Consider the following 16,058-nt stretch of genomic DNA (forward strand, 5'->3'; position numbering starts at 1 on the left):
TTTTTGAAATAATAAAGGGGATGTTGTAATGCAGCTACATAAAATAATCGTGCCGACACCGTACGCGGTGGGGGATGTGAATGCGTTTTTATTAAAGGGAGATGCATTGACGCTGTTTGATGCCGGCCCAAAGACGCAGGAAGCCTATGAAGCGCTCCAGTGGGGAATCCGCTCGGCAGGATATGAAATGAAGGACGTTGAGCAGGTCGTTCTGACGCATCATCATCCCGATCATGCAGGGTGGGTGGATGCATTTCCAAATGCTGAAATTCTAGGTCATCAGTATGTAGACCATTGGATGCGTCAGGAACCTGAATTTCTTGAGTATCGAAATCATTTTTATATAGGGGAGCTTCAAAAGCAGGGGGTACCAAAGAGTTACATCGACCGCATTGTAGAAGTGCGAGGTGAGATGGAGTTATTCGGTACAAGACCGTTGACCGGCTTCCTTGTGGAGGGGGACGAGGTACCAGGTCATCCTGGATTGTTTGTCTATGAAACACCCGGACATGCGCAAAGCCATCTTATTTTCCTGGAAGATCATACACGTGAGTGCATCGGCGGAGATTTATTGTTAGAGCGTGTCTCTTCCAATCCGCTTGTCGAACCACCCGTTGCGTTAGAGGGAGAACGGCCGCGTTCATTATTACAATATAATGCTTCTTTAAAAAAATTAAGAGATTTACATGTTTCTAAACTATATACAGGTCATGGCGGAGAAGTATTCAATGCAAGTGAGCTTGTAGAAGAACGTCTTGCCAAGCAGCATAGCCGTGCACTGAAAGTAAGCGAAATGATTACAGAACCAAAGACTGTATTAGAGGTGACAAAGCAGCTTTTTGCAAAGATTTATCAAGCACAGCTTGGGTTAACGCTCTCTGAGACACTAGGTCAACTTGATTATTTAGTAGATAAGGGGATTGCCGTCGTGTCAGAGGAAAACGGGGTAAATATTTATCAGAAAGCGTAGGAGATGGGAATGCAAATCGTAAGCGGGGAAGCATTACGTAATGACAAGGTGCTTGTTGAAAGCTTTTATGCATTAGCTGAAGATACATTTGGTCTGCAATTTAAGGCGTGGGCAGATGCGGGCTTTTGGACATCATCTTACAAGTGTTTTGCCTTCGTTGATGACGGAAAGGTCGTGGCGAATGTGTCTGGCAGTACTGTTACGCTGGTCATTGACGGAAAGAATGTAAAGGCAGTCCAAATTGGTACAGTTATGACGCATCCGTCATACCGGGGGCGCGGATTATCCAGGCAATTAATGCATACCTTGCTAGGTCACTACGATGAAGTGGATTTGTTTTATCTATTTGCCAATAGCACTGTGCTTGATTTCTATCCGAAGTTTGGCTTTGAAAAGCGAGTACAGGCAACCTATGCTATCGACGCAAACCATCTGCCGATTTTACCTATCGAGCTGCAGAAGCTATCTATGGATCATTCCGCTGACCGTGCACTCTTGTATCGCCTTGCGAAAAAGCGGGCACCGATCAGTGATGCGCTTGCTGTCATTCAAAGCGAAGATTTAGTGCTGTTCCATGCGCTTTATCAATATGCCGATGACCTGTATTACAATGAAAAGCTTGATGCTGCTTTCCTGTATCAAATTGATGGTGATGTTCTGACCATCATTGATATCATTTCACCGAAGAGGCTGGATTTAATCGAAGCAATCAGCTGCTGTATGGATGCTTCCATTAAGCAGGTACGGCTGTGCTTTACACCTGACGACCTGTCAGTTCCTGTTACGAAAGGTATAATGGAAGATGACGGAGTGCTCTTCATACGAGCCGAAACAGATATCAATTATCCGGATAAAGTGTTGTACCCTTTTACATCGATCGCATAGATGAAGGCATTTCGTTATAGATTGGGGTCAGGGACACTTTTTTATTTCTTACACGTTAAGCACAATGCTTCCTGATTTAGTTCATGCGGGTGCAAGCTTTTAGTAAATATCAGTATCAAAATAATGCACATGGCCAGCACTTACGCTTCGCCATGTGCATTTTCTTTATCACTAATCACGAAAGAGGCTTACAGTTGAACTATAAAGTAGAGATTTCCTCCACTTTATCACCTGATGGGGATTCTAGCGTAATAGTCCAGCCAAATGGGTCCTCTAATGTGCCAGTTTGAATTCCTGTCAATGTATCATAAAGGTGCTGCGTGAGAGAACCGACCTCGCCATTATTGACAAGGAGATTTTGACCTTCCCATAAAAACTCGCCAATCGGGGAAATAACAGCAGCCGTTCCAGTACCGAACGCTTCTTGCAGCTTACCTGCCTTATGTGCTTCTACAAGCTCATCAATGGAGATACGGCGCTCTTCTACTGGAATTCCTTCTTTGCGCAGAACATGTAAAATGGAATCGCGCGTTACACCTGGTAAAATACTGCCGTTTAATGCAGGCGTGACGACTAAACCATCAATGACGAAGAAAATATTCATACTTCCAACTTCCTCGATATATTGCTGCTCCTTGCCATCCAGCCACAGTGTTTGTGAGTATCCTAAAGCTGTTGCTTCCTGCTGTGCTTTTAAGGAACTTGCATAGTTCCCGCCTGTTTTTGCTTCGCCAGTACCGCCCTTTACAGCCCGTACATACTCTTTTTCTACTAAAATTTTTACCGGATTCATGCCTTCTTTGTAGTACGAACCAACAGGTGACATGATAATAATGAATTGATAATTTCTCGATGGAGCAACACCTAAATATTGCTCTGTTGCGATAATGAATGGACGAATATATAAAGAAGTCCCCGGTGCTTCAGGAACCCATTCACGATCAAGCGCGACAAGCTGCTTTAATCCTTCTAATGCAAGATCCTCATCGATTGCCGGGATGCTCATACGGGCACTTGATTTATTGAGGCGGCTGATGTTCTTCTCAGGTCTGAAAAGTACAACCTCTTTTGCAGGTGTTTTGTACGCCTTTAACCCTTCAAAGACTGTCTGACCGTAGTGGAATACCATAGATGATGGCTCGAGAGTGATTGGCTGGTACGGAATGATGCGCGGATCATGCCATCCTTGTCCTTCTGTATAATCTAAAACAAACATATGGTCTGTAAATACACGCCCAAACTCTAAGCTATCTGGATCCGGCTTTTCTTTCCGTACAAGTGTTAGCTGTTGTCTAATTTCTAACTTCGTCATAAGTCTCCCCCTCAAAAATAATGTACTAGTATAGTATACAATAAATTTACTATTCGCAATTATTTAACTTTTAAAACGATAAGATTTTAATATGGAAGAAGAGAAAGTAACACCGCCATGTCCTATATTTTACTTTACAGAAGGGAATTTCCCCCTTCTATAAATATCAGGCTGAATACTGTACAGATCTTTTGGCAGCGGGAATCCCACATCAGCACGAAGGAAGAAAACGATACAATAATTGATTGACTCTGGCTAAAAATTTTTAAAGAGAAAAGCAGTTGTAGAAAGCATAATGCGCTCACTTTAGCGCATAAATGACATATTTTAAGAGATGCATTCTAATAGTGACATACTATAAAAATAAATATGTTTTACTATATACTATTTTTCTATTGACATAAGTATAAATGATACATTATATTGTGTGTAATCGGTTACACAATCGACTTCTTTTTTATTGTTATGTGTAATCGGTTACATAAGGATGGGAGGATGGCAGATTGACAACGATAAAGGATGTAGCCAAGCACGCTGGCGTTTCTGTAGCAACCGTATCACGCTATTTAAACAAAAAAGGCTATATAAGCGAAGAAGCGAAAAAAAATATAGAAACGTCAATCAAGCAGCTGAACTACCGGCCAAATCAAGTTGCCAGGTCGTTGAGCACAAAGCGTATGCAAACAATCGGCCTCATCGTGCCTGACATCATGAACCCATTCTTTCCAGAGATCGCCCGTGCCATTGAGGATACAGCTCTTAAAGAAGGTTATACAGTTATCCTATGCAACTCCGATGAGCAGGCACATAAAGAGCGGCAATATATAGAAACACTGAAACAGAAGTATATAGCGGGCTTCATCATCGCAACGAATCAGCTTGAAAGAGAGTATTATACGGGGCTGAATGTGCCGCTTGTACTGCTTGACCGGATAACGGATGGTAAAGCTCCTTCCGTTTCTTCACATAATAAAAATGGAGCAGTACTTGGTACCGACTATTTAGTATCTTGCGGTGTAAAAGAAATTGCCTGCATCAGCGGCCCACAGAATGTTGTACCTGCATATGAGCGGACACAAGGCTTTTTAAAAGCTGTGGAAGGATTAAATATAAAAACCCATGTAGTAGAAAGTCCCTTCCATTTCAAGGAAGCGGAAAAAACAGCATTTGACTTACTATCAGCGCATCCAGGAATCGACGGGATTTTCGCCGGCAGTGATGTCATTGCTATAGGCGTCCAAAGAGCGATTCACAGGCTCGGACTTTCTGTGCCGGATGATATACAGATCGTCGGCTATGACGGCATCTCGTTAGGAGAGATGGTGACACCGAGTTTAACGACGGTCGATCAGAATATTTACCAGCTTGGCGAAACGGCAGTGAAGATGCTGCTGAAAATCATCGAAGGCAAAGAATTGGACAAGGAACACGTAATGATTGCGCCAAGCTTGATTGTACGAGATTCAACAAAGGAGAAATCAAAATGATTACAGTGATTGGCAGTATTAATATGGATATCGTCTGCCAGACGGAAGTATTCCCTAAGCAGGGGGAAACAGTGCTCGGCAATCGTTTTGAAACAGTTCCTGGAGGCAAGGGTGCCAACCAGGCGGTAGCCGCTACACGTCTCGGAGGTAAAGTGAAGATGGTAGGTGCTGTCGGTCAGGACAGCTTTGGGCCAGTATTGATTGATATTTTAAAAAATGAAAAGATGGATGTTTCATCTGTTCAGATGGCACCGACAAGCACAGGAATCGCAAATATTTTATTGTTCGAACAGGATAATCGCATCATTGTTGTGCCCGGTGCGAATAATTATGTAACACCACAGCTCGTAGATGCGAATGAACAAGTCATTAAAGAATCGAAACTCGTGGTGATGCAGCTGGAAATCCCGGTTGAAACTGTAGAACATACACTGAAACTATGCAAAAAGCATGGCGTGCCTGTTTTAATGAACCCGGCACCAGCACGTAATTTTAAAACAGAATGGATGGAAGACATCACATACTTAACACCGAATGAAACAGAATGTGAGCTCATTTTCCACGAGCAAATTGAAACTTCCTTACAAGCATATCCTAACAAGCTCATCGTAACGCTAGGAGATGAGGGAGCGATGTATCACAACGGCGAACATATTGTCAAAGTGGCTGGATTCCGTACGACTGCTATCGATACGACAGGTGCAGGGGATACGTTCAATGGTGCATTTGCTCATAAAATCTGCGAGGGAGCAGATGTAGAAGAGGCTGTTCAATTTGCTAACGTTGCTGCATCTCTTTCGGTAGAGAAATTTGGTGCACAAGGCGGTATGCCGACAATTGAGCAAGTAGAAGCACGAGTGGAGGAGTCGCGGTTATGAAGAAGCAGGGCATATTAAATCGTGAACTGGCTGGCATATTCGCTAAGCTTGGCCATACAGATCAAATTGTCATTGCTGATTGTGGTCTGCCCATTCCGGAGGGGGTACCATGTATTGATCTTTCCTACAAACTGGGGGAGCCATCGTTTTTAGCGATACTTGAGACAGTCATGGAAGACCTGGTAGTGGAAAAGGGAATTGTGGCAGAGGAAATCGGGTCGCACAATCCAGTAATTTATAAAAAACTAACAAGACATTTACCTGATATTGAAATGGTAAGTCATGAACAATTCAAAGAGCTGACAGCTAACGCTAAGGTTATCATTCGAACGGGTGAAACAACGCCGTATGCGAATGTTATCCTGCAGAGCGGTGTCATTTTTTAAAAGAGGAGGTGGACAAGCATGATTCAAATGTCTGGCATTTCAAAGGCATTCAGCGGAAATGTCGTATTAAATAATGTCGAGTTTGAACTTCATGAGGGAGAAATACATGCCCTTATGGGAGAAAACGGTGCAGGAAAATCAACGCTGATGAAAATTTTGAGCGGAATTTATGAAAAGGACGCTGGTGTGGTTAAGGTGGATGGCAAGCAGGTGGATTTCAAATCACCGAAGGACTCAGAGGAGATGGGCATCGCCGTAATCCACCAGGAGTTGAATATTCTGCCTGACTTGACGGTAGCTGAAAACCTCTTTTTAGGAAAAGAAAAAACATATGGTCTATTCGGTATTCTGCGGAAAAAGGAAATGCAGGAGGAGGCGAAAGAGCTTTTAGCCAAGCTTGGCCTTCATATCGATCCTCGAACACGTGCTGGCGATTTGTCTGTAGGAAAGCAGCAGATCATTGAAATCGCAAAGGCCATTGCCAGTAATGCCAAGTACATTATTATGGATGAACCGACAGCTGCACTGACAGACAGAGAGATCGAAACGCTGTTTGAAACGGTACGAGAGCTAAAGGCAAAGGGAATCTCCTTTGTATATATTTCTCACCGTATGGAAGAAATCTTTGCAATTTGTGACCGGATCACTATTTTACGAGACGGGACATATGTAGGGGTTCGTGAAATACCAAAGACAACATTTGATGAAATTGTAGCAATGATGGTAGGGCGACAGCTTGGAGAGCGCTTCCCATCACGAAAAGCAGCGATTGGTAAGATCAAGCTGCAGGTGAATAATTTATCGTCTAAAGGCACTTTTGAAAATGTCTCATTTGCGCTGCGTAAAGGAGAAATCCTTGGGGTCGCCGGCCTTATGGGAGCAGGCCGTACGGAAGTTGCACAAGCATTGTTCGGCTATCGTAAAACAACTGCAGGTGAAGTTTTAATTGATGATAAACCAGTCAAAATCAGTTCTCCCATTGATGCGATGAAACATAAAATTGGCTTTGTGACAGAAGACCGGAAAACTGAAGGGCTTATTTTGGACTTCTCGGTTAAAGAAAACATCATGTTAGCCAACCTGGAGAAGGGTTCAAAATCAGGTGTGATTGTACCAAAGCTAGAAAAGGATCTAGTAGCTAAATATATTGAGCAGCTCCGTATCCGGACATCTAGTGCCGATCAATCGGCAAAATCACTAAGCGGTGGTAACCAGCAAAAGGTTGTTATCGCCAAGTGGCTCGGAACAAATCCGGAAATCCTTATTCTAGATGAACCAACACGCGGAGTGGACATCGGCGCCAAAAAGGAAATTTATCAGATTATGAATAATCTGGCTGAAGCAGGAGTTTCGATCCTTATGATTTCCTCTGAATTACCAGAAGTCATCGGTATGGCTGACCGGGTAATGGTAATGCACGAAGGAAAAGTGACAGGCACACTGTCGAAAAAGGATATGACCCAAGAGAAGATTATGCATTATGCAACAGGAGGCGACAAAGTTGTCCAAACAGGAAACTAAAGAACTCATAACGAAGCTTGGGCCGCTCATTGGTTTATTTTTATTAGTGATTGTTATTACACTACTTAATCCAAGTTTCTTATCAGTAAATAACTTATTGAATGTACTTCGTCAAGTATCCATCAGCGCGTTAATTGCGTTCGGTATGACATTTGTTATCCTCACAGGAGGTATTGATTTATCAGTTGGTTCCACACTAGCACTAACAGGAGCGGCTGCGGCAAGTCTATTGGCTAGTGGAACTGACCCTATTATTGCGATGGGTGCAGCATTGATTTTAGGACTGCTTCTTGGTGCTGTAAATGGTGTCATCATTACAAAAGGGAAGGTCGCACCGTTTATCGCTACATTAGCAACGATGACGATCTACCGTGGACTGACACTTGTGTATACAGAAGGCCGTCCGGTTTCCGGTTTAGGAGACAGTGCAGCATTTCAAATGTTTGGGAAAGGGTATTTCTTTGGTATCCCAGTACCAGTTATTACGATGATCATAACGTTTGTCGTATTGTATTTTATTCTTCATAAGACAACGTTTGGACGTCGTGTCTATGCAGTTGGAGGCAATGAAGAGGCTTCTAAATTATCAGGGATCAGTCCTGACCGGGTGAAGATTGCTGTCTATGCTATTACTGGCTTACTTGCAGCAATGTCAGCTCTTATTTTAACATCACGTCTAAATTCCGCCCAGCCGACAGCAGGTGAGTCCTATGAACTTGACGCCATTGCGGCGGTAGTGCTCGGCGGGACAAGCTTAACAGGCGGAAAAGGCTGGATTTTCGGCACATTAGTCGGTGCGCTCATCATCGGTGTGTTAAACAACGGGATGAATTTAATCGGAGTTTCTTCATTCTTCCAGCAAGTTGTGAAGGGTGTCGTAATATTATTAGCGGTGTTAATTGACCGTAAAAAAACAGCATAGGAGTGTACGAAATGAAAAAGTGGACAAATCTTTTGATTGCAGTAATCGCTGCAATCGTATTAGCAGCATGTTCAATGGATTCTGGGACTTCTTCTGACAAGGAAGAGAATAATTCAGGATCAGATAAAAAATCTGATGTGAAAATCGGCTTCTCCGTTTCTACCTTAAACAACCCATTCTTTGTATCATTAAGTGATGCAGCACAAGACAAGGCAAAAGAGGCAGGCGCTTCTATTACAGTAGTAGATGCACAGGATGACGCATCAAAACAAGCATCTGATGTAGAAGATTTAATCCAGCAAGGTGTAGATTTAATCATCATTAACCCAGTGGATTCAGCATCAGTTGTAACAGCTGTTGAGTCAGCGAACAATGCAAATATCCCAGTTATTACAGTAGACCGTTCAGCTGAAGGCGGCGAAGTGGTGACACATATCGCTTCTGATAACGTAGCAGGCGGTCGTTTAGCAGGGGAGCATTTACTGACACTAGTGGATGAAGGTGCAAAAGTTGCGATGCTAGAAGGTGTTGCTGGTTCATCTGCAGCACGTGACCGCGGCCAAGGCTTTACTGAAGCAGTGGAAGGTAAATTGGATATTGTGACAAGCCAAACAGCTAACTTCAACCGTTCTGAAGGATTGACAGTTATGGAAAACATCATGCAGGCTAACTCTGACATCGTAGCTGTATTCGCACAAAACGATGAAATGGCGCTAGGTGCGTTAGAGGCAATTTCTTCATTTAATAAGGACATCATCGTTATTGGCTTTGATGCAACAGAGGATGCTGTAGCGAAAGTTGAAGCTGGCGAAATGGCAGCAACAGTAGCACAGCAGCCGGAATTAATCGGTGAAAAAGCGATAGAGGCAGCAATGGATCATTTAAATGGTGAAACATTAGAAGCTAATATTCCGGTAGATCTTGAATTAGTTAAAAAATAATCTAATAAATACCCGGCAGAAATGGTCGGGTATTTTCTTTTTATGTTAAAAGTATAGTAAACTAATTGGTATTGATGGAAAGGGTGAGGGAGATAAGTTCGAATAGCGCGGCTGTAACTGTCATCATACTAGCATTTGCTGTACTTGGCATGTTGTTTCGTTCCGGCAGGGGACTCAAGTTGCTTGTAGAGGACGAAGCCCAAAATATAAATAAAGAATCAATAGCCAAGTTTGCTGGGAATCTCATGCTTGCCCTGAGCGGTGCAGCGTCCATATGGTTATTGCATTTAGTAACTGATAATGGCTGGGCATTATATGTAGGAAGCAGCTTGTTTCTCGGTTTGACGATCTTGAGTGTGTTTTATAAACCGAAAATGGAAAATTAGAGCGGATAAAAAGAGTAGTTGAATAGAATGTCTATTATTTATTGTATTTTGTCTATTAAGAAAGTGAAAATGTCTATTAACTAATAATTTGTGTCTATTAACTAGGGGGAAATGTCTATTAAGAAAAAGAAAATGTCTATTATTTTCACGGTGCATTTATAGGTAGACAAAACAAAAAAAGCGGCATTTCTGCCGCTTTTTAATTTACATATGGAGCATACCGGATTCGAACCGGTGACCCCTTCGCTGCCAGCGAAGTATTCTCCCGCTGAACTAATGCCCCGGGTAAGACAAACAAATTATAGCATATTCTACTATACCCTGACAATATCCCTTCTAGTTCACCTGAAGTCCTCTTTCCTATAAATGAAGTAATGACACGAAGGCGTATTTGATGACACGCTATAATTAAAGTTCAAGAAAATGAATAACCCTTTTACTGTATACATATCTTCGACTAAAGGAGCGTAGGCAAGCTGAAAAAGGAAAAAGTTATTTTTATGACAGCAGTTATTTGTTTTCTAGTTGCTGTTTTTATTGTTTTTGATAATCCCTTTATCGAAGAAGCGACTTCTGACGTTCAAATAGAAAACAGGAAGAAAGTAAAAGAAGTAGAGAAGATCCAGCAGCTGCTTTTTCAAGAGAATGGACTATTTGACCAGGTCGGAAACAGATTAAAGGGGCACGGCTATACATTTCAGATGCTGCTGGCCATTTATTCTAAAGATGATATTAGGGTGAAGTATATATTGGAAAATGAGGAAGTGAGTGAACCATTACTAGAAGAGGTGAACTCTATATTCTATGAGGAGGTGGAAGAGCAAAATCTAGACGCTGCCGATTTCAGCTTGAAGGTGACTAATCAAGATGCTGGACCAGATTGGTAATGATAAAAGGGAGGGTGCCCCAAAACAGGGGCACCCTCAGCCTGTTGACAAACGCTTTCATCCAGTGTTGCTTGCCTCGCTCGCCCGCGCATGAACTTAGGTTCTATTCGCGTCCTCACTCATCTGCGCGCCTTGTCTGGCAAGCGTTTTCAAGACAGGCTGGGTAAAGCTTTATTTTAAAAATCTATCTGAAGAAACGCAAAGACAAAGTCAAAAAACGACTTTGTCTTCCCTCTGAGGGTGCCCCAAAACAGGGGGTACCTTCTTTTATTACATTGCTAATGCTGGACCGAAGAATTCGTAATGAATGCGGTCATCGGCTACACCTAAATCTTTTAATTGTCCGATGATTGCTTGCATGAATGGGGCTGGGCCACAGATATATACATCAGCACCAGTTGTCAGCATGCTTTCAATCTGTTCTTTTGTTACGTAGCCGTCTGTGTCGGAATAGACTGCTTGATAGTTGTTTGCTTGTGCCTTAATTTGTTCCGTAAATGCAGCAACTCTTTCGTTGCGTGCGCACTGGATAAACGAAGTATGGCGACCGCCCGCTGCTTGTAGCATACGGTAAAGAGGTGTTACACCGACACCTCCTGCGATGAATAGTGCATCGTTTGTGCCTTCTTGCAATGTGAATAAACCAGCAGGTGCTGAAACTTCGATTTCAGTACCGATTGCAGCATCGTTGTGAAGGTACGTAGATACTCGACCGTTTGGTGTATTGTCGTCTTCACGCTTCACAGAAATTCGGTATTCATTGTTTTCCGTTACATCTGTCACTGTATATTGGCGGTTCATCAAGTATTCTTCACCTGGAATTGAAAGGCGAATGGAAATATATTGACCAGGCGCCGCCTCTGGAAGTTTCACACCATCTACCGGCGATAAGTAGAAGCTTGTAACGATATCGCTTTCTTGTTCTTTACGTGCAATTTTAAACGGCTTAAACATACGCCAGCCGCCAGCTGCTTCTGTTTGCTGGTATAAGTCTTCTTCAACTGAAATAAAGATGTCTGCGATCACACCGTAAGCCTGTGCCCAAGCATCGATGATTTCAGGTGTTGCTGCGTTACCAAGTACTTCTTTAATAGCACCTAGTAGATGTTCGCCGACAATCGGATAGTGCTCAGGCAGAATACCAAGGCTGCGGTGTTTGTGAGCGATCAGCATAACGGCAGGTACAATCGCCTCCAGGTTGTCGATATGTACAGCTGCTGCATACACAGTGTTTGCTAAAGCGTTTGGCTGACGGCCTCTACGCTGGTTTGTGTGGTTAAAGATATTAAGTAATTCTGGGTGTGCTTCAAACATGTTTTTGTAAAATGTCTTTGTAATTTCTTGTCCATGTACCTCTAAAACCGGTACCGTTGATTTAATAATGTCGATTGTTTGTTGTTGTAACATAACGTCACGTCCTTTCACCACAAACTATACGCTCGTCAAAACTTTAAAGCAATATATAAAATACATCTTTAACAAATCAGACACAAAACATATATAAAAAATACATCTTTTAATTTCAAGCAAATTACATTCGGACTAGGGAGCTTTGATGGTATACTCGAATGAGAAAGTTGGTGGGAATGTGCGCTTGACAGTATATACAGACTATTCATTGCGTGTGCTGATGTATTTGGGCGTACGAGGTCCAGGTCATTTGGCAACGATTCAGGAAATTGCAGACACGTATCAAATTTCAAAAAACCATTTAATGAAAGTCACATATGATTTAGGGAAACATGGCTATATTGAAACAATCCGGGGCAGAGGCGGGGGAATCCGCCTGGCCATGGAGCCGGAGGATATTGTCATTGGACAAGTCGTCCGTAAAACCGAGGAAGATTTTCATATCGTGGAATGCTTCAATCCAGAAAACAATCTTTGCCGGATCTCACCGGAATGCCGGCTGAAAAATGCATTACACGAGGCATTGCAGGCATATTTAAATGTGCTCGATAGCTATACACTTGCAGATGTGCTCGTCTCGAAGGAGACATTGTTCCAGCTGTTTGGGTTTGATAAATAATCTAGACAGCTAGCGCTTTTTTATTGATTGACTATAACAAATAACAAGCATCTTCCCTATTTCACGAGGAAGATGCTTTTTTGTCGAAAAAGAAAGAGATTATCCGTTTCTCAGCATGTCGGCAAGTACCTTTATCGCGCTTTTATTAATGATTCGATAAGCATGGCCTTCCTTTTTCAAAAAACCTTTGTCACAGAATTGGGCAAACACATGAAGCAAATGCCGGTAAGAAACCCCTAAAAAGTCACATACCGTAATATGCTTTTCCTTATACAGGTCATCATCTGCTGTTTGAAGGATAAAGTCGGCAAGCCGGTTTTCAAGTGGAAAGGCAAGGCTCTGTGAATATTTCATAGCCATTAGGGTTGCCTTATCGCTTAATTGGATTGATAAATGGCGAAGGAACTTGACGTCTTCCAATAGCTTGTCCCGCCAATTATGGAATGGAATAGCAAAGCAAATGGTTTTCGTGGTTGTCTGAATTCCTTTTGAATAATAAGCTTCATGCAGCAGTTCCATTTCCCCGATATAGTCCGCCTGATTGATAAAGTTCAGCAGAGATACCTTGCCGTTCTGGTGAGTAATATAAATCTTTGCCTTACCCTCGATAACATAGAATAAATAGTCAGGCGGCTGCCCCTCCCTGATAATCCATTCTCCCCGGTCGTATTCATGCACCTGGATAGACTCCTCGATATCAAATGAAAAAAGGTGGGCAACGGGATAAGTATCTAAATAGTGCGCGCGTTTTTCCTTTTGTAAAATTTGCATGCTCCGCCTCCAAAAACTATGAGATATCTCATATTATAACGCGAAGCACTGTGATGATTAAGGGGCAGTATTGAAAAAATAATGAGGAAGTTTAAACATACATATTTTTAATTTTTATACCGAATCAACGGGCAAGATTAGCTTCTGTATTCAGTGCCTAGTCCTTTTTAAATAGCACCTCTATATAAAATAAAAGCCTGCTATTTTAAGGGGAAAGTTAGGAAAGTGAAAAGCTTATTTGATTTTTGGGGATTATAAAAAGCAATCGATCGTACCCCGATATATTAAAGTAGGTATAGAAAAGGAGATGTAAAAATGAAGATTTCACTTAACCATAACAAGGCTGTAAGCAGTCAATGGTTTGCTGTCAAAAGCAAAGAACCGGAGACGAATAATCATCATATCAATAAGAGAAAGGATAGTATTCAAATTAGCGGACAGGCGCGTCAATTGTTTAGCGGGATGAAGGCTGGTACCTCCATAATTGATAGCTTGATGAAGCAGCGTGAGCAGTTAATGGAAATGAAAAGCAATGTAAGAGAACGAGCAATGGAAGCTGGAAAAGATATGTCTTCTATTGAAGATGAATTAAAGACAATTGATCAGCAGATTGCAGAGTTAGAAGCACAAATGGCAGAAATTCAGCAGAAAGAGCGTGAAAAGGCTTTAGGTAAAAAAGCGAATGAAGAACAACAAATGACACCTAAAGCTGAAGAGGAAGCATTGCTAACACAAGCTGTTTCTTTAGATCAAGCGGAAATGATGGGCCGCGTGTCAAGCAGCCTTGAGCGGGAGAAAAGAACGCTTGAAAGCCAGATTAAACAAGATATACGCAGAGGAGTAAATACGGAGCGTAAGGAGAGTAAGGTAAGTGCAATGGAGGAGCGCCTTCAGCAGACTAGTGAACAATTAAACGAAAAACTGCAGTCTATGCAAGAACAGAAAGCGCAGGAAGATGAAGAGCCTGTAGTAGAAAAGAATACGAAAAAGGATGAAGAATAGTATCATCATGCATACATAGCCGTGAAAGGGCAGTAAAAAAATTTTTTAGCCTAGAAAGATACTTAACAGAATAGTACGAGGATAAGCTTTCCGCAGACGCTGTGGAAAGCTTTATTTTTGTGTAAATGAGGGGAAGGTAAGGTAGACGAAATAATCAGGACTATAAAGTTCTTCCCCCAAAAAAAGAATCAGCCTGTTGACAAACGTTTTCATTCAGCGTTGCTTGCCTCGCTCGCGCGCTCATGAACTTGAGTTCTATTCGCGTCTTCACTCGGCGGCGCGCCTTGTCTGGCAAACGTTTTCAAGACCGGCTGGGTAAAACTTTACCTTAAAATACTATTTGAAGAAATGTAAAGACAAAGGTAAAAAACGACTTTGTCTTCACTCTGGTTTTTCTCTCAAAAGAAGAATGATAAGATTATTTCAAAATTCTATCCTCGAATATGAGATATCTCACATTATTCTAAAAAAGTTCGTGCTATGATGCAATAGAATTGGAGGTAAGATTGATGAATATACATCGCTGGATGAGTCAGCATTTCTTTATATTTTTCCTAACGTGGGGAATTTTCCTGCCTTACTGGTCGGGCTGGCTGATTGATGAGAAAGGGCTTACCGTATCGGATGTAAGCTTTATGATGAGTGCCGGACTGGCAGCACGCGGGATTACGACCTTGTTCATCTTCCCGTATTTGCTGCGTATATGGAGCAGTAAACGATTGATTAATACATTTGGGATTGCAACATTTTTATCATTGCTATTGTATATTCCATCGCAGTCTTTTGGTGCATTATTCATCGTAACTTTATTGATCCATATGTGTTATCCGGTATTGATGCCGGCATTGGATAGCGCAGCATCTGTGCTGGTACAAAGCCGCCAGCTGAAGCATTATGGAAAAAGCCGCTCTTGGGGATCGATTGGCTTTGTTGTCGGAGGGCTGCTCCTGACACTGTTTACAGGAACATTCGGTGATGGCTTTATTTTATGGGCAATGCTGCTCGGGGTTATTGTGTTTATGCTGCTTGCGTTGTTCCAGACACCGGAAGTGCTGTCAGTGAAACCGGAAAGAACGAAAGAGTCGTCGTTTGCCATGCGTGATCTCTTTAAAATTAAGCATTTCGGCCTCGTGCTGCTCATCGTTATCTTACTGCAGGCAGCGCATGCTTCGTATTACAACTACGGTTATATCTATCTGCAGGAAATTGGCGCACCGAAATACTTGATTGGTGTCATTATCAATATCGCTGTTATTAGTGAAATCATTTTCTTTGCGAAGGCAGATACGGCATTCAGTAAGTACTCGGTCGGTACGTTACTGACAGTGGCGGCGCTCGGTTCCACGCTTCGCTGGATTATTGTCTTTGCGTTTCCGAGTGTCATTGTCTTTACCATTTCCCAAACGCTGCATGCAGCTTCCTTTGCGATGGGGCATTATGCGTTTATGAAATATTTAACGAAGAACATCCCGCCATTGCAGGTGCCAAATGCCCAAGGGATGTACTCGGCACTCGCGCTCAGCTGGAGTACGGCTGTCTTTACGATACTAGGGGGCTATCTGTATGAAATCGAGCCGCGCTACGCTTTCATCGGAATGATTATTTGCACGATTCCGTCCATGCTGCTTGCTTTGATGTATAGAAAAGTTGAAAAAATAGGCTAACTGACAAAGAGACCGGG

16 protein-coding genes and 1 tRNA gene are annotated in these 16,058 nt (G+C 42.4%); 13 read left to right on the forward strand and 4 right to left on the reverse strand.

Annotated features, from left to right (window positions below):
- The first annotated feature begins 28 nt into the window (after nucleotides 1-28).
- Together AA0Y26_RS06260 and AA0Y26_RS06265 are read left to right on the forward strand one after the other, a co-directional pair.
- Complete coding sequence (locus AA0Y26_RS06260) at nucleotides 29-970, forward strand: MBL fold metallo-hydrolase (protein WP_413366116.1); 942 nt, start codon at nucleotides 29-31, stop codon at nucleotides 968-970.
- A gap of 3 nt (nucleotides 971-973) precedes the next feature.
- The gene (locus tag AA0Y26_RS06265; RefSeq protein WP_413366118.1) at nucleotides 974-1,855 is read left to right on the forward strand and encodes a GNAT family N-acetyltransferase; all 882 of its coding nucleotides are present in this window, start codon (nucleotides 974-976) and stop codon (nucleotides 1,853-1,855) included.
- 199 nt (nucleotides 1,856-2,054) lie between these two features.
- Here AA0Y26_RS06265 and AA0Y26_RS06270 read toward each other — a convergent pair whose 3' ends face one another.
- Nucleotides 2,055-3,167, reverse strand: a complete 1,113-nt coding sequence (locus tag AA0Y26_RS06270; RefSeq protein ID WP_413366120.1) for a branched-chain amino acid aminotransferase — start codon at nucleotides 3,165-3,167, stop codon at nucleotides 2,055-2,057.
- Between the two features lie 503 nt (nucleotides 3,168-3,670).
- Between AA0Y26_RS06270 and AA0Y26_RS06275 the strand changes: the two genes are divergently transcribed.
- From AA0Y26_RS06275 to AA0Y26_RS06305, 7 genes are all read left to right on the forward strand, one after another.
- Nucleotides 3,671-4,654 carry a LacI family DNA-binding transcriptional regulator gene (locus tag AA0Y26_RS06275; RefSeq protein ID WP_413366122.1) on the forward strand — a complete coding sequence of 328 codons (984 nt, stop codon included), beginning with the start codon at nucleotides 3,671-3,673 and terminating at the stop codon, nucleotides 4,652-4,654.
- Nucleotides 4,651-5,532: a ribokinase gene (rbsK, locus tag AA0Y26_RS06280; RefSeq protein WP_413366124.1), complete on the forward strand. Its 882-nt coding sequence runs from the start codon at nucleotides 4,651-4,653 to the stop codon at nucleotides 5,530-5,532. Before AA0Y26_RS06275 ends, rbsK begins: the two co-directional genes overlap by 4 nt.
- Entirely contained in the window at nucleotides 5,529-5,918 is a 390-nt protein-coding gene (rbsD, locus tag AA0Y26_RS06285) for a D-ribose pyranase (protein ID WP_413366126.1), read from the forward strand. The genes rbsK and rbsD overlap by 4 nt, the downstream gene beginning before the upstream one ends.
- 18 nt (nucleotides 5,919-5,936) lie before the next feature.
- Nucleotides 5,937-7,439, forward strand: a complete 1,503-nt coding sequence (locus AA0Y26_RS06290; RefSeq protein ID WP_413366127.1) for a sugar ABC transporter ATP-binding protein — start codon at nucleotides 5,937-5,939, stop codon at nucleotides 7,437-7,439.
- A complete protein-coding gene (gene rbsC / locus AA0Y26_RS06295) occupies nucleotides 7,399-8,361 on the forward strand; it encodes a ribose ABC transporter permease (RefSeq protein WP_413366129.1) in 963 nt (320 codons plus the stop codon). Before AA0Y26_RS06290 ends, rbsC begins: the two co-directional genes overlap by 41 nt.
- Before the next feature lie 11 nt (nucleotides 8,362-8,372).
- On the forward strand, nucleotides 8,373-9,302 hold the full coding sequence (locus AA0Y26_RS06300; protein WP_413366131.1) for a D-ribose ABC transporter substrate-binding protein: 930 nt from the start codon (nucleotides 8,373-8,375) through the stop codon (nucleotides 9,300-9,302).
- An 83-nt stretch (nucleotides 9,303-9,385) separates the two neighbouring features.
- The gene (locus AA0Y26_RS06305) at nucleotides 9,386-9,688 is read left to right on the forward strand and encodes a hypothetical protein (protein ID WP_413366133.1); all 303 of its coding nucleotides are present in this window, start codon (nucleotides 9,386-9,388) and stop codon (nucleotides 9,686-9,688) included.
- Nucleotides 9,689-9,899: 211 nt separating this feature from the next.
- On the opposite strand, the gene AA0Y26_RS06310 is transcribed toward AA0Y26_RS06305, so the two are convergent.
- Nucleotides 9,900-9,971 (reverse strand) — tRNA-Ala (locus tag AA0Y26_RS06310).
- A gap of 217 nt (nucleotides 9,972-10,188) precedes the next feature.
- Between AA0Y26_RS06310 and AA0Y26_RS06315 the strand changes: the two genes are divergently transcribed.
- The gene (locus tag AA0Y26_RS06315) at nucleotides 10,189-10,575 is read left to right on the forward strand and encodes a hypothetical protein (protein ID WP_413366135.1); all 387 of its coding nucleotides are present in this window, start codon (nucleotides 10,189-10,191) and stop codon (nucleotides 10,573-10,575) included.
- A gap of 270 nt (nucleotides 10,576-10,845) precedes the next feature.
- Here AA0Y26_RS06315 and hmpA read toward each other — a convergent pair whose 3' ends face one another.
- Nucleotides 10,846-11,982, reverse strand: coding sequence for an NO-inducible flavohemoprotein (hmpA, locus tag AA0Y26_RS06320; protein ID WP_413366137.1), 1,137 nt, complete (start codon nucleotides 11,980-11,982; stop codon nucleotides 10,846-10,848).
- A gap of 181 nt (nucleotides 11,983-12,163) precedes the next feature.
- Between hmpA and AA0Y26_RS06325 the strand changes: the two genes are divergently transcribed.
- The gene (locus AA0Y26_RS06325; protein ID WP_413368083.1) at nucleotides 12,164-12,604 is read left to right on the forward strand and encodes an RrF2 family transcriptional regulator; all 441 of its coding nucleotides are present in this window, start codon (nucleotides 12,164-12,166) and stop codon (nucleotides 12,602-12,604) included.
- Between the two features lie 99 nt (nucleotides 12,605-12,703).
- Here AA0Y26_RS06325 and yeiL read toward each other — a convergent pair whose 3' ends face one another.
- Nucleotides 12,704-13,375, reverse strand: a complete 672-nt coding sequence (yeiL, locus tag AA0Y26_RS06330; RefSeq protein WP_413366139.1) for a transcriptional regulator YeiL — start codon at nucleotides 13,373-13,375, stop codon at nucleotides 12,704-12,706.
- A 315-nt stretch (nucleotides 13,376-13,690) separates the two neighbouring features.
- On the opposite strand from yeiL, the gene AA0Y26_RS06335 reads away from it, so the two are divergent.
- Both AA0Y26_RS06335 and AA0Y26_RS06340 read left to right on the forward strand, forming a co-directional pair.
- Nucleotides 13,691-14,377 (forward strand): hypothetical protein, encoded by a 687-nt coding sequence (locus AA0Y26_RS06335; protein WP_413366141.1) that lies wholly within the window; start codon nucleotides 13,691-13,693, stop codon nucleotides 14,375-14,377.
- 509 nt (nucleotides 14,378-14,886) lie between these two features.
- Nucleotides 14,887-16,041, forward strand: coding sequence for an MFS transporter (locus AA0Y26_RS06340; protein WP_413366143.1), 1,155 nt, complete (start codon nucleotides 14,887-14,889; stop codon nucleotides 16,039-16,041).
- Nucleotides 16,042-16,058: the final 17 nt, after the last annotated feature.

Origin of the sequence: Lysinibacillus canaveralius (assembly GCF_047301505.1) — a bacterium.
GTDB lineage: Bacteria > Bacillota > Bacilli > Bacillales_A > Planococcaceae > Lysinibacillus_B.